This is a genomic window from Halomonas sp. TP35 (genome assembly GCF_052375975.1).
GTDB classification, from domain to species: domain Bacteria; phylum Pseudomonadota; class Gammaproteobacteria; order Pseudomonadales; family Halomonadaceae; genus Vreelandella; species Vreelandella citrativorans.
The window spans coordinates 146,026-168,356 of the sequence record NZ_JBQSUZ010000002.1; the positions used below are offsets into that span (position 1 = coordinate 146,026).

A 22,331-nucleotide genomic window follows, 5' to 3' on the forward strand; every position below is an offset into this window, starting at 1 on the left:
ACAGGCCCATTAGCCACCACCTCAATCAAACACAGGTTTAAAACACATACAACTTATACCTAAGCGGCAAGGTGCTGGCAGGAACGCCCCGCTTTCGACATAATGTGCCACCTTTTGGATAGGACTGGTGACATGTGGTTTAAGCACCTGCATTTATATCGCCTACATGGCGCCCCTGAACTCGACAGTTCAACGCTTGCCGACGCATTACAAGCGCATGCGGCCAAACCGCTCGGCAATGCGGATGCTCGCCGACTAGGCTGGACAGCACCAGCAGGCCGCCTTGGCGGCGGTCAACTGCTACATGAAATTCAGGGCCACCGGCTATTATCCGTGCTGCGTCAAGAACGTCTGCTACCTGCCTCTGTTGTCAAAGAGGAAGTCGACGACCAGGTCGCTGATATAGAGGCGCGCGAAGGTCGCAAGGTGACGCGCAAAGAGAAAACCGCGCTTAAAGAGCAGGTGACGGAAGCGCTTCTGCCTCGTGCCTTTGTACGCAGCCAAAAAATTGACCTTTGGTGGGACACACGACGCCACTTGATCGGTATCAATGCCAGCTCTCGTACCCGTGCTGAAGACTTGCTAGACCTATTGCGAGAAACCTTAGGCAGCCTCAAGGCAACGCCCTTGTCATCCCAAACACTGCCTATTCGTGCGATGACGACATGGCTTGGCGACCCCGCTAGCCGCCCAGCAGATTTACAGCTGGGTGACCAGGTGGAACTTAAAGCCAAAGGCGACGATGGCGTTCTCCGCGCTCGCCAGGTCGACCTGGATAGCGATGAGATCCAACAACTACTAGAGAGCGGACGTCAAGCCAGTAAGCTCGCCATGAGTCTTGAAGGCCGATTGAGCTTCGTTCTGCATGATGACCTGGCTCTGAAATCGTTGCGTTTTGGTGATGCCTTGATTGAAGGGGCTGACCATGCTGACGACGGCGATGACGCTCTGGCCCGGCTTGAAACCGACTTTATTTTGATGGCCCAAGCGTTATCCAATGACGTTGTTCGTCTGATAGAGTGGCTGGGTGGTGAAAACAAGCAGGAACCTGCTGCCCCGTTAGGTAACTAAAGGGTTGATCGCGCTGCTATGAATTGTTCTTTATTGTCTATCATCCTACGGATCGCATGACTCATCACAACGACGCACCCAACGCACTGAACGCCGCTGACCCATGGGCGGATATACGCCCTTATACGGACAACGAAGTAGCCGATGTTCTCGCGCGCCTGGCCCGCGATAGCGAGCTTCTTGATGCGCTTACTCGCTTTCGCCTTCCCCGCATGGCGCGCTGGGTTCCGCCGCTTGCCCGAAAGCTTGCAAGCCACGCGATACAGCGTGAAGTAAAAGGCGTAGCAACGGTACGTGATTTTCAAATGCGCATCGCAAGCTACATGGATCGCATGATCCGCACCACCACCGATGCGTTTGAAGTTGCAGGCCTGGATAAGCTCGATCCAAATAGTGCTTATCTCTTTATTGGCAATCACCGGGATATTTCACTCGACCCCGCGTTCGTTAACTATGCACTCTACCAGGCGGGCCGCGATACGGTGCGCATTGCCATTGGCGACAACCTACTTAAAAAGCCGTATGTCACTGATCTAATGCGGCTCAATAAAAGCTTTATCGTCCCCAGAAGTGCGCGCGGAAAGCGTGCCATGCTGGCAGCGTACCAACAGCTTTCTGCTTATATTCGTTACTCAATTACCGATGACCAGCACTCCATCTGGATGGCTCAGCGTGAAGGCCGCGCCAAAAACGGCATTGACCGCACCGACCCCGCTATTATCAAGATGCTGACCATGGCCAAGCGTAATGCCGAGCGAGATATGGTGTTTGGTGAAGCGGTAGCCGAACTCAAGCTGGTGCCTGTCTCGATTAGCTATGAATATGACCCTTGCGACGTGCAAAAAGCGCAGGAGCTACACGACGTGGCAACAGAAGGTAGCTATGCTAAAAGTGAATTTGAAGATATTCGCTCTATCGTTGCTGGCATTACCGGTGATAAAGGCAGAGTACAGCTGCGTTTTGGCTCCCCGGTAGGCGCCGACATGGCGACTCCCGATGAAGTAGCCGCAGAGATTGATCGTCAGGTTATCGGTGGCTACCGCCTCTTCCCAAGCCACTATTTAGCCCTGGAAGCACTCGGTGAGGCGCCGGAGCTGGTTGCCCGTAAAACCATCACTCGCCAGGACCGCGAACGTTTCCAGGCGCGAATGGCAGCGGTGCCAGAGAATTTGCGTCCTTACTGGCTGGCTCAGTATGCCAATCCGGTAAAACACAAAGCAGGGCGTTTAACGTTAACGTAGTAGGCTAAATCACTGGCCTAAACGTAGACAAGCCATACTCGCTGCACTAAAAATGCTATGGTCAATGCATGGACTGGCTTCGCTTGATAATCAGCTCAAGCGCCGCGTTAAGGAGACTCTTATGTCTGCATCAGAAATTCAAAAAACACGTATTATTAATGAACTGCGCGGTTTCATACGCAAACTGCTTCAAGATCCTGACATTCTTGGTCAGTCGCTGGTAATCGCGCGCCAGCAATTAAGCGAAGGCAGCAGCCCGGCAGTAATGGCGCGAATCGCCAATGAGATATCTGGCACTACCAGTGTCCATATTCCGGAAGATCCTGCCGAGCACTCAGAGGCTGACAAACTGTTTTTAGAGCTTTTAAAAGAGGTCGTTCAAGAAGAGCAAGCACTTTACTAACAACCCGACATCAAGACTGCACGCGCTTTAACGTCAATTTAAACGCCTGCATCGTACCTTGTTACCGGCCATCTGCCGGCTAACTTCGCCGTTTTATTGTTATCGCCTAACCGGAATTATCATTCACCATGTCTAACTCTGCCACGCGCAATATTCTGGTGACCAGCGCGCTCCCCTACGCTAACGGAGCGATCCACCTCGGTCACTTACTTGAATATATCCAAACCGATATCTGGGTACGTTTTCAGAAAAGCCGTGGCCAGCAGTGCTACTACGTTTGCGCCGACGACGCTCATGGTACGGCCATCATGCTGCGTGCCGAGCAGGAAGGCATTACGCCTGAAGCCTTGATTGACCGCGTCTCACGCGATCACCAGGAAGACTTCGCTCGCTTCAACGTTGACTTTGATAACTACCATTCCACGCATTCGGAAGAGAACCGGCACCTCAGTGAGGTTATCTATAAGCGTCTGCGTGATAAAGGCCATATCGCCACCCGCGATATAGAGCAGATGTACGACCCGCAAAAAGGCCTGTTCCTGGCGGACCGCTTCATCAAAGGCACCTGTCCGAAATGTGGCACTGACGACCAGTACGGTGATAATTGCGAAAAGTGTGGTGCCACTTACACCCCCGCTGATTTGATCAATCCGGTATCCGCCATTTCCGGCGCAACTCCGGAAGTACGCTCTTCAACCCATTACTTCTTTAAATTGCCGGACTTTGCCGAGTTCCTGCAGCGTTGGATCAACGATGGCCACGTGCAGCCACAGATTCGTAACAAGCTGATGGAGTGGTTTGAATCAGGCTTTAACGAATGGGATATCTCCCGTGATGCGCCCTATTTCGGGTTTGAAATCCCCGATGCGCCGGGCAAATACTTTTATGTATGGCTTGATGCCCCTATCGGTTACTTAGCCAGCTTCAAGAATTTGTGTGATCGTGACGGCATTGATTTCGATAGCTACTGGAATAAAGACTCCAACGCCGAGATCTACCACTTTATTGGGAAAGACATTGTCTATTTCCACGCGCTTTTCTGGCCAGCCATGCTGCATGGCGCTGATTTACGCACGCCCTCCGCGGTAAATTGCCACGGCTTTTTGACCGTAGATGGCGCCAAAATGTCGAAGTCGCGCGGCACCTTTATCAAAGCTGCGACCTATGCCGATTACTTGAATCCCGAGTACTTGCGCTATTACTTCGCTGCAAAGCTGACGTCCAAAGTGGATGACCTGGACCTCAACCTGGATGATTTTGCCGCACGGGTTAACTCAGACCTCGTGGGCAAAGTGGTTAACATTGCCAGCCGCTGCGCCGGGTTCGTTAAAAAGTTAGGTGGCGGCACCCTTTCAGCGCACTGCGCCGAACCGCAGATGGTCGCTCGGTTTATTGCCGCGGGCGATGAGATCGCTGAAGATTTTGAAGCACGCGAATTTAGCCGCGCCATGCGTAAAATCATGGAGCTGGCGGATGAAGCCAATACCTATATTGCTGAGAAAGAGCCTTGGGCGCTCGCTAAGCAAGATGGCCGTGACCAAGAAGTGCTTGAGATTTGTTCCGTCGGCATCAACCTCTTCCGCCAGCTGATGGTGTACTTAGCCCCCGTGGTACCCACCATGGCCGCTCAGGCACAAGTCTTCTTGAAGCTTGATTCGCTTAACTGGGAAAGCCGTCATAATGTGCTGGTTAATCATGAGGTGGAGAAATTCAAACCTCTTATGACCCGCGTAGAGCGTGACAAAATTGACGCCATGATTGAAGCCTCCAAGGAGGATCTGGTGGAAGAGCAAAAGCTTAAAGAAGCTCCCAAAGGGCCTCTAGCAGACGACCCCATTGCCGCCGAAATTAGCTTTGACGACTTTGCCAAGGTAGATCTGCGCATTGCCCGGATTACGAAGGCACAGTACGTAGAGGGCGCGGACAAGCTGCTGCAATTAACGCTGGATTTAGGCGGTGAAACCCGCAATGTTTTCTCCGGCATTCGCAGCGCCTATGCGCCTGAGGCGCTTGAGGGGCGTCTTACCGTCATGGCAGCCAACCTTGCGCCGCGTAAAATGCGTTTTGGTCTTTCCGAAGGCATGGTGCTCGCCTCTGCCAATAAAGACGGCATTTATCTGCTTTCACCTGACGCTGGTGCCGAACCCGGCCAACGTGTAATGTAGCCGACCTTCAAGCACTTCCGGGGGGTAGAGACGACCAAGCTCTACCCCCTTCTTACGTGTATTGCTTAATAAACCTTTTAAAAGACTCTCCGTTTAGGCCTGATTATGCGTCGGCACTTCTCTCAATCACTGCGTTTTCAATTGTTAGTAGCGTTGAGTGGTGTGCTCTTGCTCGCACTATGCTCGTTAGTCATGATGAGCATCGCCGATCAAGTGCTTTCTAATGCCAAAACGGCAGGACATCATCAGGTCAAGATATTCACACTGCCTAACGCTGATTTTTCTGTTGTCAGCCACGATACGTCGCTATGAGTGAGTTATTCATCATTTTGATCAGCACCGCGCTGGTCAATAATTTTGTCTTGGTGCAGTTTTTGGGGCTCTGTCCGTTTATGGGGGTTTCCAATAAGCTGGAATCTGCCATGGGCATGTCGCTGGCAACCACCTTCGTGTTAACACTCGCCTCTGCTGCCAGCTACGTTGTCTATTACGGCTTGTTGGTGCCGCTGGATGTAACCTATTTGCGCACCATCAGCTTTATTGTAGTGATTGCTGCGGTTGTCCAGTTCACCGAGATTATGGTGCGCCATTTAAGCCCGCTGCTGCATCAAGTGCTGGGCATCTTTCTGCCCTTGATCACGACCAACTGTGCGGTGTTGGGTGTTGCCCTGCTCTCGCTCAACCGCGAGTTAAGCTTTTTCCATACTACGCTTTATGGGCTTGGGGCGGCACTCGGTTTTTCATTGATTCTGGTGCTGTTTGCCGCCATGCGTGAGCGTTTGGCCGGGGCGGATATTCCCAAACCGTTCAAGGGTGCGGCTATTGCCATGATCACTGCCAGCTTGATGTCACTCGCCTTTCTCGGTTTTTCCGGTTTAACCCAAGGGTAATTCAATACCATGAGCGATACGTTTTCTCTCTGGGGTATTGTCAGCGCCATTGGCATACTCACTGGCCTGGGGGTCGGCTTCGGCGCCCTTTTAGGGGCTGTTAGCGAGCGCTTCAAGGGCGATGAGCACCCGCTTGTCGATCAGATTGATGCGCTGCTGCCCCAAACTCAGTGCGGCCAATGCGGTTACCCAGGCTGCCGCCCTTACGCCGAAGCGGTTAATAAGGGTGACGCACTCAACAAGTGCCCGCCCGGTGGCGAGGCAACCATTCATGCCTTGGCAGATCTACTAGGCCGTGAGCCTGAGCCACTTGATGGCGAGGTGCCCAGCGAAGCCAATGTGGCATATATCCGCGAGGCCGAGTGCATTGGCTGCACCAAGTGCATTCAGGCGTGTCCAGTGGATGCCATTATTGGCGCGGCCAAGCAGATGCACACCGTGATTGAGGATGAGTGCACAGGCTGTGACTTATGCGTTGACCCATGCCCGGTAGACTGTATCGACATGCTGCCCCGGAGCACGCCGCTTGGCCAGTGGCAGCCCGTTGTTTTACCCACTGGCGTCATTGCAAGCGACCGTACACCAGCAACAAGGGGGCCAGATGTTACACCCATTTGATTTCCCAGGCGGCATCTACCCACCGGAGCGAAAGGACCGTTCAACGCTATCACCGTTGCGACGTGCCCCGTTACCGTCGCAGGTCATCCTTCCTCTGTGCCAGCATAGCGGCCGCCCCGCCACCCCCTGCGTGGCCCGGGGCGATCATGTTCGCGTTGGCAGCCTGATCGCCAAGCGCGATGGTTTGATATCCGCAGATGTTCACGCGACAGTGAGTGGCACGGTTGGTCATGTTGATAGCGCTGCTATTCACATAGACAGCGATGGCCAGGATACCTGGCAATATCTACCCCCGCTTGATTGGCGCAAGACGGATGCACCTACGCTGCTTACGCGGCTGGATGACAGCGGTGTGGTCGGGTTAGGTGGTGCCGGGTTCCCGACCCATATCAAGGCTCGCGTGATTGAGCGGCATGCTATCGACACGCTGGTGATTAACGCCGCCGAATGCGAGCCTTACATTACGGCCGATGACCTCACATTACGGAATTATCCAAACGACGTGCTGGAAGGCGCACAGCTCATCGCTGCCTTATGCGGTGCCCAGCAGATCATCATCGGCATTGAAGATAATAAGCCCGAGGCCATTGCCGCCTTGGAGCATGCCCTTCCAGACAGCCAGCCAGCCCGCGTGACGCTGACCGTTATCCCTACTCGTTACCCAAGTGGCAGCGAGCGACAGTTAATTAAAAAGCTATTGAACCGAACGGTACCCAGCCAAGGCCTACCGGCAGATGTTGGGGTGCTTTGCCACAACCCCGGCACGCTACTGGCAGCACTTTACGCGGTGCGTGATGGCCAACCGCTGGTTGAGCGGATGGTGACGCTAACCGGGGAAGCCATTACTCAACCGGGTAACTACTGGGTGCGTTTGGGGACGTCTATTGAGACGCTTTTATCCCATGCAAGGCTTGATAGCACCCGGCTCAGCCGCGTAATCCTGGGTGGACCGATGATGGGCACCTCACTTGAAACGCTTAATACGCCCGTCACAAAGACCACCAACTGCCTGATTGCGGCAACGCCTGACGAACTGCCGCCTGCGCCGATGGAATCACCCTGTATTCGCTGCGGGGCGTGTGAAAGTGTATGCCCCGCCCAGCTTCTTCCTCAGCAGCTGCACTGGTACGCCCGCGCCCAGGACGACGATAAGCTAACGAGCCATCACCTTTTTGACTGCATCGAATGTGGCGCCTGTAGCTATGTTTGCCCCAGCCATATTCCGCTGGTCGATGATTACCGCGACGCCAAACGTCGCCTTCGCTACCAACAAATTGAAGCAGCCAAGGCCGAACATGCCAAGCATCGCTTCGAGTTTCGCCAGGCACGCCTGGCCCGAGAAGAGGCAGAAAAACAGGCGCGCCGCCAGGCTCGGCTAGCGCACAACAAGCCCACCGACGGCAACGCCAGTAACGAAAGCACCAGCGCGCCTCCAGCCGACTTGCGCAGCCTGCGTATTGCCCAGACGGCGGCCAAGGCAGCGGTTAGAAAAGCCGAAAAAGTGCTCGCGCGGGCAGCGCAGCAAGAGCCACAGCAATCTCATGAAGACCTGGAAACGCTGCTGGCGACCGCCCAGGAAAATCTTAAGGCCGCCGATTTGCAGCTGGCGCAAGCGCGTGAAAGTGCTAAAGCACCGACCGCGGAGGACACCCCATGAGTATGTTTCACGCATCACAAGTAAGCGCCTCCTCTGCCAAGTCAACAATACCAGCAACGGCGTTATTAATGCGCTGGGTGGTGATTGCCACGCTGCCTGGCGTGTTGGCCATGACGTATTACTTTGGCTTGGGCGTGCTCAGCAATATCACCCTGGCGGCCATTATGGGAGCTCTTCTGGAGGCGGGCATGCTGCGTCTTCGCAACCGCCCCATCGCACCAGCCTTAACGGATACCAGCGCTCTACTTACCGGCGTACTGCTGGGTGCCTCGCTCCCCCCGGCAAGCCCGTGGTGGCTAATTGGGGTCGGTATGATAGCCGCGGTGGTGATTGCCAAGCAGCTGTATGGTGGCTTGGGGCATAATCCATTTAATCCGGCCATGGCAGGCTATGCGCTATTGCTGGTCTCATTCCCTACGTACATGACGCTATGGGCGCCACCTCAGCCACTCATTAGCGATACGCTTTGGACCCAAATTCTCGGAACACTGCCTACTTCACAGCTTGATGCGCTTAGCGGTGCAACGCCATTGGATGCGTTCAAACATAAAGCCGAAGGGCTCTCTGCCCAGCAGTTCTGGTTAAGCGCTCCGCTACCCGATCAAACGCTCACTGCCTGGTACAGCATCAGCCTGGCCTGGCTTGTAGGCGGGGTGCTGCTGCTGTTTAAACGGATTATTAGTTGGCACATCCCCATCGCCCTGTTAGGTAGCTTGTTAGCGCTGGCAGCGCTGTTTCATCTGATTGACTCTAACCGTTTTGCATCGCCTCTTTTTCACCTGCTAACCGGTGCGGCGCTGTTTGGGGCTTTCTTTATTGCCACCGATCCGGTATCCGCGGCGACCAGCCAGCGCGGCAAATTGCTGTATGGCATGGGCATTGGGGTGCTGATAATTGTGATTCGTAATCTAGGGGGCTACCCAGATGCGGTGGCCTTTGCCGTTTTGTTGATGAATCTGTGCGTCCCATTGATTGATCTGTACACCGTGCCACGTCCTGCAGGCCACTCAAAAGGCGCGCCAGGAGCATTACGATGACGCCCATTATCGCCATGCGGCGTGGCGCTTTAACGCTGGGTATCTTCGCGCTCGTGACGGCAGGCAGCGTCGCGGTAACCCGTGCTTTAACGGCTGATCGTATTACTGAGCATCAGCAGGCTTACCAGCTCCGCCAGCTGCAAGAGGTACTGCCCCAAGCATTAGCCAATACACCGACGGATCAAGTGCTGGACAGCGCCTTTAACTTGCCCAATGCCGCCGCCCTGGGACACCGAACGCCAGTGACAGGTTGGAAAATCACCCGTGGGGATCACCGCGTTACTATTCTGCCAGTGATTACACGCAAGGGTTACAGCGGAGAAATTGGTTTACTGCTAGGGATAGATGAGCAGCAGCGTATTAGCGGTGTACGCGTGACCTACCATCAGGAAACCCCTGGCCTCGGTGATAAGATTGAGCGCCAGCGCAGCGACTGGATTACCCGCTTTAACGGATTAAGCCTTGATGAACTGCCACCAAATGCCTGGGCCGTTAAAAAAGAGGGCGGCCAGTTTGATGGTTTTACCGGCGCAACCATTACACCTCGCGCCGTTATTGAGGCCGTTCATAACGCTTTAGAGTACGCCGCCAATACACCGCTACCGGGTAACATTGAGGAGCCGATTCGATGAGCCAATGGCAAGCGCTGACCCGTGACGGGCTTTGGAGCAATAATCCGGCATTAGTCCAGTTGCTGGGGCTGTGTCCACTGCTGGCCGTCAGCACAACCGTGGTTAACTCGCTAGGGTTAGCCATCGCCACGCTGTTTGTCATGGTAGGCGCCAATACCGCCGTATCGCTGGTACGTCACCAAGTGCCGAATGCCGTTCGGCTACCGGCCTTTGTCATGATCATCGCGGCGTTTGTTACCTGTGCTGAACTATTGATGGCCGCCTATGCCTATCCGCTCTATCAACTGCTGGGTATTTTTATTCCGCTAATCGTCACCAACTGCGCCATTTTAGGGCGTGCCGATGCGTTTGCCTCCCGCCAACCGGTCGGGCTTGCAGCGCTTGATGGCCTGATGATGGGCGTTGGTTTCGGTAGCGTTTTAGTGCTGCTTGGCGGGCTGCGTGAGCTATTGGGCCAAGGCACGCTATTTAGTGATATGGCGTTGCTGCTTGGTCCTATCGCGGCCAATTGGCAACTTACCCTGGTAGACGACTATCAATTTCTGTTTTTCGTGCTGCCACCTGGCGCATTTTTTGTGGCCGGGATGCTGATCGCGCTAAAAAACGTGATAGACCAACGACGCGCCGCACGCGCCTTGCCTTCAGCGGCCACCCCACGAACAGAGCGCCGCGTCCGGGTCACCGGCATCATCAAGTAACCGTAGAGACACGCTATGAATGCCCAAAAGCGTCATGAAATTTTTGCTCGCCTTCAGGCAGCAGACCCGCACCCGACAACAGAGCTCAACTGGACTACCCCTTTTGAGCTACTTGCGGCGGTTTTACTTTCCGCACAAGCCACCGATGTCGGCGTCAATAAAGCCACCGCACGGCTCTACCCCGTTGCCAATACGCCTCAGGCTATTATTGACTTGGGGATTGATCAGCTTAAAGCGCATATCAAGACCATCGGCCTGTATAACACCAAAGCAGAGAACTTGATGAAGACCTGCCATATTCTGGTCAACCAGCACGGCGGCGTCGTGCCCGACACGCGCAGTGCGTTAGAAGCACTGCCGGGGGTTGGGCGTAAAACCGCCAATGTGATTTTGAATACAGCGTTCGGGCAGCCCACTATTGCCGTAGATACGCATATCTTTCGTGTATCGAACCGTACCGGCATCGCCAAAGGCAAAAATGTAGTTGAAGTCGAGCAGAAGTTAATACGCCATGTGCCCAGGGAGTTTAAACAGGATGCTCACCACTGGTTGATTCTCCACGGTCGATATACCTGCATTGCGCGCAAACCGCGTTGCGGAAGCTGTATTATCGAAGACCTGTGTGAGTACCCCGACAAAATCGAACTCGCCTAGCTTACGTTAACAGGAGACTCCTATGCCGATGCCTGCCACTTTGCTACATGACCAACCCATTGAGCAGCGTATTGACGCGCTATTTGCGCTCTCCCGTCAGCACGCGGACCACTTTGGCAGTGCAGGTGCCTGGCTTTCACGCCAACGCTACCTGGCGCAACACCCTACGTCGATTGTGGTCATGAAATGTATGGATGGGCGTATCCATATCCCACATGCTACCCGCACACCGCTCGGCATCATTACCCCGTTTCGTAACCTTGGCGGGATTTTCGATTTGGGTTGGCCATATTTGGGTGAGCTACTCACCGATACCGTTATTGAAGCCGCGAACGCTGGGCGAGCCACGCTTTTATTGATTACCTACCACTTTTCCGAGGGCAACCCGGCGCGTGGATGCGCTGGGTTCGATTGCGACACCCAAGCCGCCAAAGCGCACGCGTATGCGATTGCCCGCCAAGCCGGTCAGCTATTTGGGGAAGATCATCAGCAGGTATACCCGTTGGTGTGTGGCTTTGAAACGGATAGCGACGCCCTCATCCTTCACGGTCAGGACAACGCAGTATTGGATGTACGCGAATGGGTTGGGCAGCCCACAGAAGCACTCACCGCGCATCTACAGGCTATTTTCCCTGATATGCCTGCGGACATACGCCGGGATTTACTGCCTTTATTGAAAGGTAACCTAGCGCATGTCAATGACCTTCAGGGCGTTGAACGCGAACTGGATATCGAGCATCGCGAGTGGGCGATCTGTATTGGCCGTGGGTTCGACTTTTTGCACTTGCCTAATACCGCACTGATTATTGGGCCTTACGGGCCCGACCTGGCTGAACCGATTGGTACGGCCGCCACGATTATTGAAGCCAATATGCAGGCCGGCAAGATCCCCGATGATGGTTTTATGCTGCTTGCCTCAACGCCGTATCAGCATAGCGGTGTGGATCGTGCCCGGGCGATGCTGAAGTCGCGTTTTTTATCCGAGTTCGCCGAGCAGGTCATTCGGCGGGAGCATCCGCACCTTGCCCAAAAAATGCGCCGCCATACGGCTGTCGTTCACTGGCCAACCCGACGGCTGGATTCCCTGGACTAACGCGGTAGCGATAAGCCTGGCTGTAATAGTGCGCGGTACGCATCGCGCCAGGCGGGCCATTCCCAGGCCTGCGTGTTTATCTCCCCTGGCCGCGAATCGGGCGTGCTAAGCCACGCATGCAAACGCTCATAAAGGCCGTCTGGCGTACCATCATAATGGTAAGCATCCGGATATAGCTCAGGAAAACAGAGCCTATCGGGCACTAGCGGCAAGGCTCCGCGCTGGGCAGCTTCCATAATGGCCAAGCCCTGAAACTCATGCCAGGTCGTCGAGACTACAATCCCGGCGGTCGCTAACAGCTCGCGGTATTGCGGTTCCGGCTGCGGGCCCCAGGCCACACTATGCGCGGCTAGTTTCTCCTGGGCGATATCAAAAATAGGCGGTGTTTGCCGAAAACGCTGACCCAATACGGCTAACTCAAAATCAATGCCCTGCTCGCTTAGCGCTATTAACGTATTGAAAAAGTCATCCGGGTTTTTGTCATACTCCCAGCGATGGTTCCACACTATACGCCGTGAAACCCGGCCATCCGTATGCGTTTCGGCCAGTGGTGAAATCGGTACGGGCAGTACGAGAGCACGTGAGCTTAATGCCTCAAGCGGCTTGGCCGCGGGCAGGTTTTCGGGCATTTTCTTTAAGAATGCCCGCACGCCGGTAAAAAACGAGTCGCGGTTATAGGCAGTGTTAAAAACAACGGTATCGGCGGCAAGCGCTGCATAGAGATTCACCATTTTTGCCTCTACCTGAGGCATCTGGTCGCTCGATTCCGGATAGGCAAACTGGTTTTCGTGAAAATAGACAATTTTCCTGGCCTGGCCCAAATGAGGGAAAAGCCCCAGAAGCGTCGCCAGATCCACCATCGACGTTGCCAACACGACATCATAGGATTGGCTAAGTGTGTCATGCTCTTTTAGCCACCAGCTAAGCGGGTTTCCGCGAATTCGCCAAGCAAAGTGACGCGGCGGTAAATTTAATGTTTGCCATGTTATCTCAGGGAGGTTGGCCATTAAACTGTCTGCCCAGTAACGGTGGCTCACCGCTTCGTACGCCGAAAGTAGTAGAACGCGCATTAAAACCCTTGTTTTAAAAGCTCTGGTATTAAAAACCCTGGCATTAAAAACCCTGGTGCTCCAGCTTATCAGCCAGCGATTCTAACACGTCGATCCCTTGTACATCGGTCGCTAACCACGGCAGCGTGGGCCGGGAAAGGTGTTTAAACAGCGTATCAATGCGTTCAAGATAAGTGGCCTCTTGCGCGCGTCGTGCCTGCAAAAAGGCACCGTCCGCTTCTTTAGGTATCACCCGGTTAACCAGTACGCCCGCCACGTTGATATTAACCTCTTCCAAGGCGCTGACAGCTCGCTGTGTCTCAAGGATAGGCAGTCGCTCCGGCGTCATGACGAATAAAAAGCTGCACGCCTTGGCATCCTCTATACGACGCCGTGCTTGGTGAAACAGCCGCCGACGGTTGATCAGCGTTTCCGCCACCTCGCGGGTACGCTCATCCAGACCGGAAAGCGCATCTTCTGTGGGGTTATCAAAGGGAGTGGCCACATCCTGCCCACGTGATGGAGTGAGATGCTTAAGCACACCGCTCAATTCAGCCGATTTCCGATTATGTGCCAACAGTCCATCCGTCCAGGCCGCCATGGCTTCGGGCAGGGTTAATAGGCGCAGCGTATGTCCAGTGGGCGCCGTATCGATAATCACCAAGTCATAAGGTGCATCGTCATCCAGAATCAGCCGCGCCAGCCGCTCAAGTAGGGCCGCTTCCTGAGTGCCAGGGGATTGACGCGTCAGGCGCATTTGCCGCTCTAGCTCCTGCATCATTTCAGGCGCGGCGAAGCGGCGCATTTGCTGGGTGACTCTATTTAAATGCGCTTCAACCTCACTATCAGGATCAATCTCCATGGCATCCAGATTAGGCAGCAAGCGACGCGGCGTATCGCCTAACGTTCTATCGAACACATCGCCCAGGCTATGGGCGGGGTCAGTTGAAACCACCAGCACGCGCTTGTTACGCCTGGCCGCAAGAATTGCCAAAGAGGCCGCGACGGTTGTTTTACCTACGCCGCCTTTACCACCTACCCACAGCAGGCGGCGGTTGAGAACTGATTGCATAGGCTACCTGTCCATGGGCTTGTTTAGGGGGCTAGCAACAGCGAAAATGGTCCAGCGGCGAATGCTCCATGCCCATTCGCGTATGCCAGTCATGAAAACGTTCAAGCAGCAGCGGCTGCAATTCCAGTGTGTAGTAGGCGGCGGGGTTGGGTACCCCCATCATTTCTGAAAAAACCAGCAGCATGAACAGGTCATCTTCATCACGGCGCGCCCGCGCAATCGCCCCACGATAGCGCGCGCTATAGACCTCTTCGGTAAAAAAGCGGGCCTGGCCTAGCCAGGCCCGCAACGTATCGCGCTTGGATAACAGCTTTTTAGTCGAGTCATCGCGCATTAAGATGCCCTCTTATTTAGTCACCTTGGGCTGCCATTTCGGCACGCGAGCGTTTAAGCGCCGCGGCACACTCCATCGCGACTAGAACGGCTGCCATTAGCACCACAATATCCATCACCAGCAGGAACATGTTGCCTTGGTCCCAGAAAGTGCGAAGCTGAATGAGTAATGCCAATATGGTCATTACCAGCAAAAAGCACAGGGGCGCCAGGGTGTACCACATGGGCCGCCGCAGACGTACCAGCATGACGGTAATAATCAACAGCGTTAACCCGGCAAGCAACTGGTTGGTGGTGCCAAAAAGCGGCCAGATAATCAAACCGCCAGAACCATCCGCGCCGCCAGCCCCGAATGCCAACAACAAGCAGGTTCCCACCGCCAGCCCTGTCGCAAGTGCCGGTTTTTTCATCCACGGCTGGTTATAAATATCCCCCCACTCCTGGAAAATATAGCGCTGCAAGCGTAAGCCAGTATCCATGGTGGTACCTGCAAAAAGCGCGGCCATTACCGTTAACAGCGTCGCGGCAGTAGCCTCAGGCAGTCCAATACCGTTATGAATAATAAATGCGCCCCCTTCCACAAAGGCGTTAACGCCGCCCTGGCCAAAGGCGCTGTACATTGTCTGCCAATCGCCAAATGTCGCAAACCCTGCCGTCGCGGCCAAAATAGCCGCTAGCGCTAGCATCCCCTCGCCTACCGCCCCAAAGTAGCCCACGAACCGCGCATCGGTTTCTTTATTAAGCTGTTTGGACGTAGTACCTGAAGATACCAGCCCGTGGAAACCCGATATTGCCCCACAGGCAATCGTTACAAAAAGCAGCGGAATCATCGAAGGTGTACCGGCAGGCACATTGCTGTTAAAGGCTGGCGCGACCAGCGTTGGGTTCAGCAGCACCAGCGCTCCATAAAGAATCAGCAGGCCGATAAATAGCTGCAAACCATTGATATAGTCTCGTGGCTGCAGCAGCATCCATACGGGCAATAGCGAAGCAATGGCTGCATAGCCAAACAGAATCACAATCCAGATAGCGTTACCCGACAGCCCAGCGACTTCAGCAGGCATTTGAACAGGCACCATCGGGCCAATACCAATAAGCGCATAAAGAGCAATAACGCCTAATACCGATACCACGGTTAGACTCATTATCCGCCGGTAGATCAGTTGGCCAATGATCAGTGCCACAAAAATCGCTCCCCAAACCGGTACCACCGCACTAGGAAAGTTCATCATTAAGCCGGCAATCACCACGGCAAACACGGCATTAACCATGAGCAGCACAAGGAAAATAACGATCATAAAAATGCTGCGTGCCCGCTTGCCGACTACATCGCCCGTTAAGGCGCCTACCGATTTAGCCTTATTGCGTACGCTGGCCCATATAGCGCCAAAATCGTGTACACCGGCAAAAAAGATGGTACCGAACACCACCCATAAAAAAGCGGGTGCCCAGCCCCATATCACCGCAATGGCAGGGCCTACTATGGGTGCCGCTCCCGCTACTGAAGTAAAATGATGCCCCCAGAGCACAAAACGGTTGGTCGGCACATAGTCGATGCCATCCTCAAACTCGTGGGCAGGGGTTTTGAAATCAGGGTCTAACTGATAGATCTTTTGAGCAATAAATTTAGAATACAACACGTATCCTAACGCCATTGCCCCAAGTCCGATTAACAGCAAGATAACAGCACTCATATGCGCGGCTCCTTTGGCAAGATTGTTCTTTATTATTAAAACCAAGGCACGTATAGGTTAGGTGTTTCTGTTTATATGTTGGTACGGCTTCTTGATTACGTCTATGTCTAAATCTCTTTGACACCGATTATTCACCCTAAAGTTGTAAACTGGCACTCGCTTTCTATTCGGCCAAGGTCGTCTTGGCCTGCCTTGCATCGCTACCTACACTCGTAGTGAGTGAGATAACCGTTTTTAAATAACAACCAGTCGGTGGGCTCCATGACAAAAGTGCTAGTGGTCGATGATGAACCGAACATCGTCCTGTCGATTGAATTTTTAATGGAGCAGGCAGGGTTTGACGTCATCAGCGCGCTGGATGGCGAACAAGCCCTTGAGTGTGTGGCGGCCAACGAACCAGATGTTGTGTTACTGGATATTAGCCTTCCCGGGATGAGCGGGTTTGATGTATTGGAAGCACTACGCAGCCATACCGCGACGGTACAGCTGCCGGTAATTATGCTCACCGCCCATGGCCGTGAAGCGGAGCGTGAAAAGGGCTTTGCGCTGGGCGCAAACGCCTATATTACCAAGCCATTTTCAACACAGGCGCTGGTTGAGAAAGTGCAAACCCTGCTGGGTGAGGAAACCTCATGACACCAAAGGCACTGCCTAAACGGCAGCGTTTGGTGGGTGCCTGGCTACTGCTTAGCGGCTTGAGCCTCTTGGGAGGGGCTTTATTTGCTGCTTGGCTGGAAAGCCAGTTGAACGTGCATAGTGGCTACCGGCTTATCCTCTGGGCAGGTTGCTTTTCAGGCGGCATCACACTTTTCTTAGTGGGCTTGCTGCTTGAACGTCTGCTTTTTACGCCGCTACGCAGCCTGCAAGCACAGCTTGCCCGACTGGCCGCCAATCCTGATATCGAAGACACCTGGCCCCCGCAAGGCTGGCTGAAGGGCCTGGCACCTGATCTACGCCGGGTACAAGAGAACTGGCACTCGGACCGTCATTCATTGCATAAGGCCCGTGCTGAGGGCGCCCAAAGCGCAACCCGTATCCGTAAAGCGCTTGAGGCGCTGCTGCAGGTACTGGAAACGCCGCTTCTGCTTTACGATAAGCACCGCCGTTTAATGCTGTTTAACCAAGCGGCTGAGCGCTTTTTTGTGAATACGCAAGGCCTGGGCTTGGGTAAGCGTCTGGAAGCCCTATTGCCGCTTGCAAGCTTGCAACAACTCCTTGAGCAACTGCCCGCTAATGGCACTCCGCGTGAGCTTTTGGTGCCGTGTGATCAACGCTGGTTAAAAGTCATTATCCGTCGGGTGCCTGAAAGCCAAGGTGAAACACTGATAACCTGCAGCGATGCCACGGCGGCCTGGGCCAGTGAACGGGGTGAACGGGCCGATCTTGCACGTATGCTCACACCTCTGCGCCAACATACTGCAAGCCTGGTAACAGCGACGGATGCACTAAGCCAACTGCGTCAATCAGCGCATGAAAGTGGCTCGCTTGCTCAGCGGCTGGAGCAAGTAGTGCGTGAAGAGAGTAGCGCCCTTGGTGAAACAGTCACCAACGTCAGTGAACTTGTTGAAGCCATGCAGCAACAGGGTGAGCGGCTTACCTCAATATGGTCCAATGACTTTTGGCAGATGCTGGATGATTATCTGGACCCTGCCCACCGCCTGATCACCCCCATTGGAATGCCGGTCTGGTTTAAAGGCGATGCCCCTGCGTTGATGGCTCTTTTTGGATCGCTGGTTAAACACCTGAGTGATTACATTACGGGTAGTGTATTTGAAGGCGAAGTGTCGCTTAGCCCTAAACACACCTACCTCGACCTTGTATGGAAGGGCAAACCGATACCCGAGAGCGAGCTTACCAAGTGGCTGATGCACCCCCTGAACACGCTCCCCTTGAGTCCAAGTGCGGCGGATGTATTACGCCAGCATTCCAGCGATGCCTGGAGCACGCAAGACACCGACGGCCAGCACGCACGCTTGCGGCTACCGCTTCTTGGCGTGGCGCAAAATGCGGCTCCCCGCTCTGCGCCACCTCGGCCAGAATTTCATGATTTTGGTATCGCAGACCTACCCTCTCCCGATACCACGCTCGCCAGCTGCCCTTTGCGTAGCCTGGAGCTAGTAATTTTTGATACTGAAACAACCGGGCTTGAGCTGCGCAGAGGCGATACGGTGATTAGCCTCGGCGCCTGTCGTATTGTGAATGGGCGCTTATTAGCCAGCGATGTGTTTGATCACTACGTTAACCCACACAAGCCGATTCCTGCCGCCAGCACCGCGATTCATGGCATCACCGATAGCGACGTTAACGAAGCCCCGCGCCTGGAACAGGTGTTAACGCACTTTCGTGATTATATTGGAGAAGCTGTCCTGCTCGCCCACAACGCTTCGTTTGATATGCTCGCGATTAGCCAGAAAGGTGTGCTATTCGATATGCCCGTACTGGATACGTTATTAATCTCCCGCGCACTTGATGAAGGACTGGATGGCCACGACCTGGACAGCTTGGTGAAGCGGTATGGCTTGACCCTTCCACCTGGTCTTCGCCACACGGCGCTGGGCGATGCTCGCGTAACCGGCGAACTCTGGCTTGCATTATTACCTCGTTTGGAAGCACGCGGAATTACCACACTTGAGCAGCTACTCGCCTTACAAGCCAGTGCGTTTGATAAAGAGGATGCCAGCGCCTCATGATGCCTTCAAATTCACGCTACCGAGAACGCTTACTTGGGCTGGTCACCCTGGCGCTGATGCTTTTCTGTCCGCCACTGCTTCTAGTGATTGATCGCCTGCCCTCGGTGAGTATGGGTTGGCTACCCCTTTATCTTTTCTGCAGCTGGGCGTTCATCATTGGCCTGACCGCGTGGCTGATGGAACCTACTAAAAGGCGATAATCATGCGAACGGATGCGCTGATACTAAGTGCGGTGTTCGGCTATTTAGGCCTGCTTTTTCTAGTAGCGGCCTGGGGCGATCGTCGGGCGGCGCAAGGCCGCTCCATTATTAACTCGCCAACGGTGTATGCGCTTTCTATTGCCGTTTACTGTACGGCATGGACGTTCTACGGCAGCGTCGGGCGCGCGGCGCAGTTTGGCCCAAGTTTTTTACTTATCTATTTAGGGCCCACGCTTGCGATGATGCTATCGCCTTTTATCATCCGCAAAATGGTGCGCATTGCCGCACGCCAGCGGCTCACCTCCATTGCTGACTTTATTAGCGCCCGCTATGGCAAAAGCGCCGGTCTTGGCGCGCTGGTGGCGCTCATATCGCTGATTACCATTACGCCGTATATAGCCCTACAGCTAAAGGCCATTACGGTGAGCCATGCGGTACTCATTAGCTATCCACAAAGCGCTGAGTCAATTCTCTATAACGAGCGTTTCTGGATGGACCGGTCCTTGTGGGTTGCTTTGGTACTGGCCGTTTTTATTATTTTATTCGGCACACGCCACCTGGATGCCAGCGAGCGTCATGAAGGCATGGTAGCGGCTATTGCGCTGGAGTCTATTGTCAAACTAGTGGCTTTTCTAGCGGTGGGGCTTTTTGTTGTCTTTATCCTGTTTGAGGGGCCAGGTGCGCTGTTTACTCAGGTTGCCCAAACGCCTGCCTTAAGCCAATTAATGCACTTGGAAAGCGTTCCGGGTGGAGCAACCGGCTGGGTAGGAATGTTGATCCTTGCCTTTCTGGCGTTTCTAACCCTACCACGTCAGTTCCAGGTGCTGGTGGTTGAAAATATCGATGAGCGCCATCTGGCTAGGGCCAGTTGGTTATTTCCCCTGTATTTACTCCTGATCAATCTATTTGTGATCCCCATTGCACTGGCCGGTTTACTACTCGATGCAGGAGACCCAGACAGCTTTGTGCTGACCTTGCCGCTTTCCGCGGGGCTTGAAGGGCTTCCCCTGCTGGTCTTTATTGGCGGGCTTTCTGCGGCAACGGGCATGGTCATTGTTGAAACCATTGCGCTCTCCACTATGGTCAGCAACCAACTGATCATGCCGCTCTTGTTACGTTTTAGGGCGCTGCATACAGACAGTAAAGGTGGGCTTGCCCGGTGGCTTTTAAGAATACGCCGGGTCGCCATCGTACTTATCTTGTTACTCGGCTATCTCTACCACGCGCTCATCGGCGACTCCTACAGTTTAGTCACTATCGGCCTGGTATCTTTCGTCGGAGCGGCGCAGTTCGCACCGGCCCTGCTAATTGGCCTTTATTGGCGTGGCGCTACCCGGCTGGGGGCAGTGTATGGATTAATCGGCGGATTTTTCATGTGGAGTTACACCCTGCTTCTACCAGGTTTTGCTCAGTCTGGATGGCTGGATAGCGCACTACTCATCGAAGGCCCATGGGGTATTGGCTGGCTAACGCCTTATGCGCTTTTTGGGTTGGAGGGGTGGGATATTTATACTCATTCCCTTCTCTTGAGCATGTTCATCAATGTGGGCTTGTTGGTAGGCATTTCACTGTTTACACGCCCCACTCTGCTTGAACAAACCCAGGCGGCCCTGTTTACCGAGGCGCTGCACCCCAACTTGCCTACCACTTCGCATCAACGTGGCCAAACGACTCAGGGTGCGCTGCATGAGCTATTAGCGCGCTACTTAGGGCTAAAAGCGGCACAGCAGGTTTTCTCAACGCGCACCCAAACCCTTAGCACTTTTCAAAAAGATCAACCGGCCGCCGATGAGCTTATCATGCGCGCAGAACAGGCCTTGGCAGGCTCACTAGGTAATGCGTCAGCGCGCGTATTGATCAACTCGGTGGTTCGCGGTGAGGCACTCGATATTGAGTCATTGCTCAGCATGCTGGACATCACCACGCAAACGCTGGAGTACAACCGTCGTTTAAAACAGAAATCGGATGAGCTGACGCGAATCGGCAAGGACTTACAAAGCGCCAATGATCGACTCCGTGAACTGGACCGTTTAAAGGATGAGTTTGTAGCGATGGTGAGTCATGAGTTGCGCACCCCGCTCACCTCCATTCGCGCGTTTGCAGAAATCCTGTCAGGTTCTCAGGCCGTCCCCGAGGAAAAGCGACAGCACTTTTTGCACGTCATGGTACTAGAGAGCCAGCGTCTTTCACGGCTGATCAATGAAATTCTTGATCTTGCCCGTCTGGAGAGTGGCCGTATGACGTTTGATGCAAAAACGCTGGATCTAGCAGCGCTTACCGACCATAGCCTTGAAGCGATTGCGCGACTACAAGAGCAACGTAATGTCCACCTTGAGGTCACTATTTTAGAACGACCCGCCAACGTTATTGGCGACCCGGACCGGCTGGAGCAAATTATTATCAATCTGCTGGATAACGCGAGCAAATTTGCCGACCCGGCAGATCCACACGTCTTGCTGCGCTTGTATAAACAGAATCAACATGTTTATTTATGCGTCGAAGATAATGGCGCAGGCATTGAGCCAAGCGCACGTGAACATGTATTCGAGAAATTCCACCAGCTACAGCCGGGTGATACGTCCACCGGTGGTCGCCCTAAAGGCAGTGGTTTAGGCTTGCCTATCAGCCGGGCAATTGCTGTTCACTTGGGTGGCAGGCTTTGGGTAGAAGATGCCCAAGTGCTCAAGGGCGCCTGCTTTGTGTTGGCACTACCAGAAGCAGAACCTAACAAAGGCAATCCTGCACCTTAGGCGCTTGGCGTTTGCTGGTTATCCGTCATTGTTGGCTCACTGCCCGCATGACGAGGGTCGGGCTTAAACATTTCATCGCCCACTTCATCAATAAAACGCTGTGCCTTGGTCACCATCATCGCGTCGCAGGCATCGCGGCCAGGGAGCATATCGGAACGCTCAAAGCGAAGTTCACGCGGTTCACCATTGCTGTCAGCCTTGCTAATCCAACCGCTGACGCGGTATTGACCGCTTTGTTGATCGGGCTGAGAAACGATCGAATAGCCTTTGTATTCCACCGGTTCCGAGGCATTGGTGACCGCCTTAGTGGCCGACTTACTTTCGCCACCCAACAGTCCTGAAAAGAGCTTTTTAAACATACGGGCTCCTGGCGTTAGAAAAAAA

General features: G+C 54.1%; 22 protein-coding genes. 17 read left to right on the plus strand and 5 right to left on the minus strand.

Going from position 1 to position 22,331, the window contains the following annotated elements:
- The first annotated feature begins 132 nt into the window (after positions 1-132).
- From ACT3RU_RS03415 to ACT3RU_RS03475, 13 genes are all read left to right on the plus strand, one after another.
- Positions 133-1,071: a recombination-associated protein RdgC gene (locus ACT3RU_RS03415; RefSeq protein ID WP_483392500.1), complete on the plus strand. Its 939-nt coding sequence runs from the start codon at positions 133-135 to the stop codon at positions 1,069-1,071.
- Positions 1,072-1,127: 56 nt separating this feature from the next.
- Positions 1,128-2,312 carry a 1-acyl-sn-glycerol-3-phosphate acyltransferase gene (locus ACT3RU_RS03420; RefSeq protein WP_192526513.1) on the plus strand — a complete coding sequence of 395 codons (1,185 nt, stop codon included), beginning with the start codon at positions 1,128-1,130 and terminating at the stop codon, positions 2,310-2,312.
- A 121-nt stretch (positions 2,313-2,433) separates the two neighbouring features.
- The gene (locus ACT3RU_RS03425; RefSeq protein WP_087105533.1) at positions 2,434-2,715 is read left to right on the plus strand and encodes a hypothetical protein; all 282 of its coding nucleotides are present in this window, start codon (positions 2,434-2,436) and stop codon (positions 2,713-2,715) included.
- 128 nt (positions 2,716-2,843) lie between these two features.
- A complete protein-coding gene (gene metG / locus ACT3RU_RS03430) occupies positions 2,844-4,880 on the plus strand; it encodes a methionine--tRNA ligase (RefSeq protein ID WP_192526512.1) in 2,037 nt (678 codons plus the stop codon).
- Between the two features lie 105 nt (positions 4,881-4,985).
- Positions 4,986-5,192 carry a hypothetical protein gene (locus ACT3RU_RS03435; RefSeq protein WP_192526511.1) on the plus strand — a complete coding sequence of 69 codons (207 nt, stop codon included), beginning with the start codon at positions 4,986-4,988 and terminating at the stop codon, positions 5,190-5,192.
- Positions 5,189-5,770 (plus strand): electron transport complex subunit RsxA, encoded by a 582-nt coding sequence (gene rsxA, locus ACT3RU_RS03440; RefSeq protein WP_087105536.1) that lies wholly within the window; start codon positions 5,189-5,191, stop codon positions 5,768-5,770. The genes ACT3RU_RS03435 and rsxA overlap by 4 nt, the downstream gene beginning before the upstream one ends.
- A 9-nt stretch (positions 5,771-5,779) precedes the next feature.
- The gene (gene rsxB / locus ACT3RU_RS03445; RefSeq protein ID WP_192526510.1) at positions 5,780-6,388 is read left to right on the plus strand and encodes an electron transport complex subunit RsxB; all 609 of its coding nucleotides are present in this window, start codon (positions 5,780-5,782) and stop codon (positions 6,386-6,388) included.
- Entirely contained in the window at positions 6,372-8,045 is a 1,674-nt protein-coding gene (gene rsxC / locus ACT3RU_RS03450) for an electron transport complex subunit RsxC (protein ID WP_192526509.1), read from the plus strand. Before rsxB ends, rsxC begins: the two co-directional genes overlap by 17 nt.
- Positions 8,042-9,082 (plus strand): RnfABCDGE type electron transport complex subunit D, encoded by a 1,041-nt coding sequence (locus tag ACT3RU_RS03455; RefSeq protein WP_192526508.1) that lies wholly within the window; start codon positions 8,042-8,044, stop codon positions 9,080-9,082. Before rsxC ends, ACT3RU_RS03455 begins: the two co-directional genes overlap by 4 nt.
- Complete coding sequence (gene rsxG, locus ACT3RU_RS03460) at positions 9,079-9,714, plus strand: electron transport complex subunit RsxG (protein WP_192526507.1); 636 nt, start codon at positions 9,079-9,081, stop codon at positions 9,712-9,714. The genes ACT3RU_RS03455 and rsxG overlap by 4 nt, the downstream gene beginning before the upstream one ends.
- Complete coding sequence (locus ACT3RU_RS03465; protein ID WP_192526506.1) at positions 9,711-10,412, plus strand: electron transport complex subunit E; 702 nt, start codon at positions 9,711-9,713, stop codon at positions 10,410-10,412. The genes rsxG and ACT3RU_RS03465 overlap by 4 nt, the downstream gene beginning before the upstream one ends.
- 15 nt (positions 10,413-10,427) lie before the next feature.
- Positions 10,428-11,066 carry an endonuclease III gene (gene nth / locus ACT3RU_RS03470; protein WP_192526505.1) on the plus strand — a complete coding sequence of 213 codons (639 nt, stop codon included), beginning with the start codon at positions 10,428-10,430 and terminating at the stop codon, positions 11,064-11,066.
- 22 nt (positions 11,067-11,088) lie between these two features.
- Positions 11,089-12,159 (plus strand): carboxysome shell carbonic anhydrase, encoded by a 1,071-nt coding sequence (locus ACT3RU_RS03475; RefSeq protein WP_192526504.1) that lies wholly within the window; start codon positions 11,089-11,091, stop codon positions 12,157-12,159.
- Here ACT3RU_RS03475 and ACT3RU_RS03480 read toward each other — a convergent pair.
- Genes ACT3RU_RS03480 through ACT3RU_RS03495 form a run of 4 tightly spaced genes read right to left on the minus strand, consistent with a single transcriptional unit; the run spans position 12,156 to position 16,307 of the window.
- Positions 12,156-13,229 carry a tRNA-queuosine alpha-mannosyltransferase domain-containing protein gene (locus tag ACT3RU_RS03480; protein WP_192526503.1) on the minus strand — a complete coding sequence of 358 codons (1,074 nt, stop codon included), beginning with the start codon at positions 13,227-13,229 and terminating at the stop codon, positions 12,156-12,158. The two genes, ACT3RU_RS03475 and ACT3RU_RS03480, sit on opposite strands and share 4 nt — an antisense overlap.
- Before the next feature lie 43 nt (positions 13,230-13,272).
- Positions 13,273-14,280 carry an ArsA family ATPase gene (locus tag ACT3RU_RS03485; protein WP_192526502.1) on the minus strand — a complete coding sequence of 336 codons (1,008 nt, stop codon included), beginning with the start codon at positions 14,278-14,280 and terminating at the stop codon, positions 13,273-13,275.
- Between the two features lie 31 nt (positions 14,281-14,311).
- Positions 14,312-14,614, minus strand: coding sequence for a cory-CC-star protein (locus tag ACT3RU_RS03490; RefSeq protein ID WP_192526501.1), 303 nt, complete (start codon positions 14,612-14,614; stop codon positions 14,312-14,314).
- Positions 14,615-14,630: 16 nt separating this feature from the next.
- Entirely contained in the window at positions 14,631-16,307 is a 1,677-nt protein-coding gene (locus tag ACT3RU_RS03495; RefSeq protein ID WP_192526500.1) for a carbon starvation CstA family protein, read from the minus strand.
- Positions 16,308-16,568: 261 nt separating this feature from the next.
- On the opposite strand from ACT3RU_RS03495, the gene ACT3RU_RS03500 reads away from it, so the two are divergent.
- The 4 genes from ACT3RU_RS03500 to ACT3RU_RS03515 are packed head-to-tail and all read left to right on the plus strand — an operon-like array spanning position 16,569 to position 21,947.
- Positions 16,569-16,943, plus strand: a complete 375-nt coding sequence (locus ACT3RU_RS03500) for a response regulator transcription factor (RefSeq protein WP_192526499.1) — start codon at positions 16,569-16,571, stop codon at positions 16,941-16,943.
- A complete protein-coding gene (locus ACT3RU_RS03505; protein ID WP_192526498.1) occupies positions 16,940-18,997 on the plus strand; it encodes a 3'-5' exonuclease in 2,058 nt (685 codons plus the stop codon). Before ACT3RU_RS03500 ends, ACT3RU_RS03505 begins: the two co-directional genes overlap by 4 nt.
- Positions 18,994-19,197: a hypothetical protein gene (locus ACT3RU_RS03510; RefSeq protein ID WP_087105550.1), complete on the plus strand. Its 204-nt coding sequence runs from the start codon at positions 18,994-18,996 to the stop codon at positions 19,195-19,197. The genes ACT3RU_RS03505 and ACT3RU_RS03510 overlap by 4 nt, the downstream gene beginning before the upstream one ends.
- Positions 19,198-19,199: 2 nt before the next feature.
- On the plus strand, positions 19,200-21,947 hold the full coding sequence (locus tag ACT3RU_RS03515; RefSeq protein ID WP_192526497.1) for a sensor histidine kinase: 2,748 nt from the start codon (positions 19,200-19,202) through the stop codon (positions 21,945-21,947).
- On the opposite strand, the gene ACT3RU_RS03520 is transcribed toward ACT3RU_RS03515, so the two are convergent.
- Positions 21,944-22,306, minus strand: coding sequence for an HlyU family transcriptional regulator (locus ACT3RU_RS03520; protein WP_087105552.1), 363 nt, complete (start codon positions 22,304-22,306; stop codon positions 21,944-21,946). The genes ACT3RU_RS03515 and ACT3RU_RS03520 overlap by 4 nt on opposite strands.
- Positions 22,307-22,331: the final 25 nt, after the last annotated feature.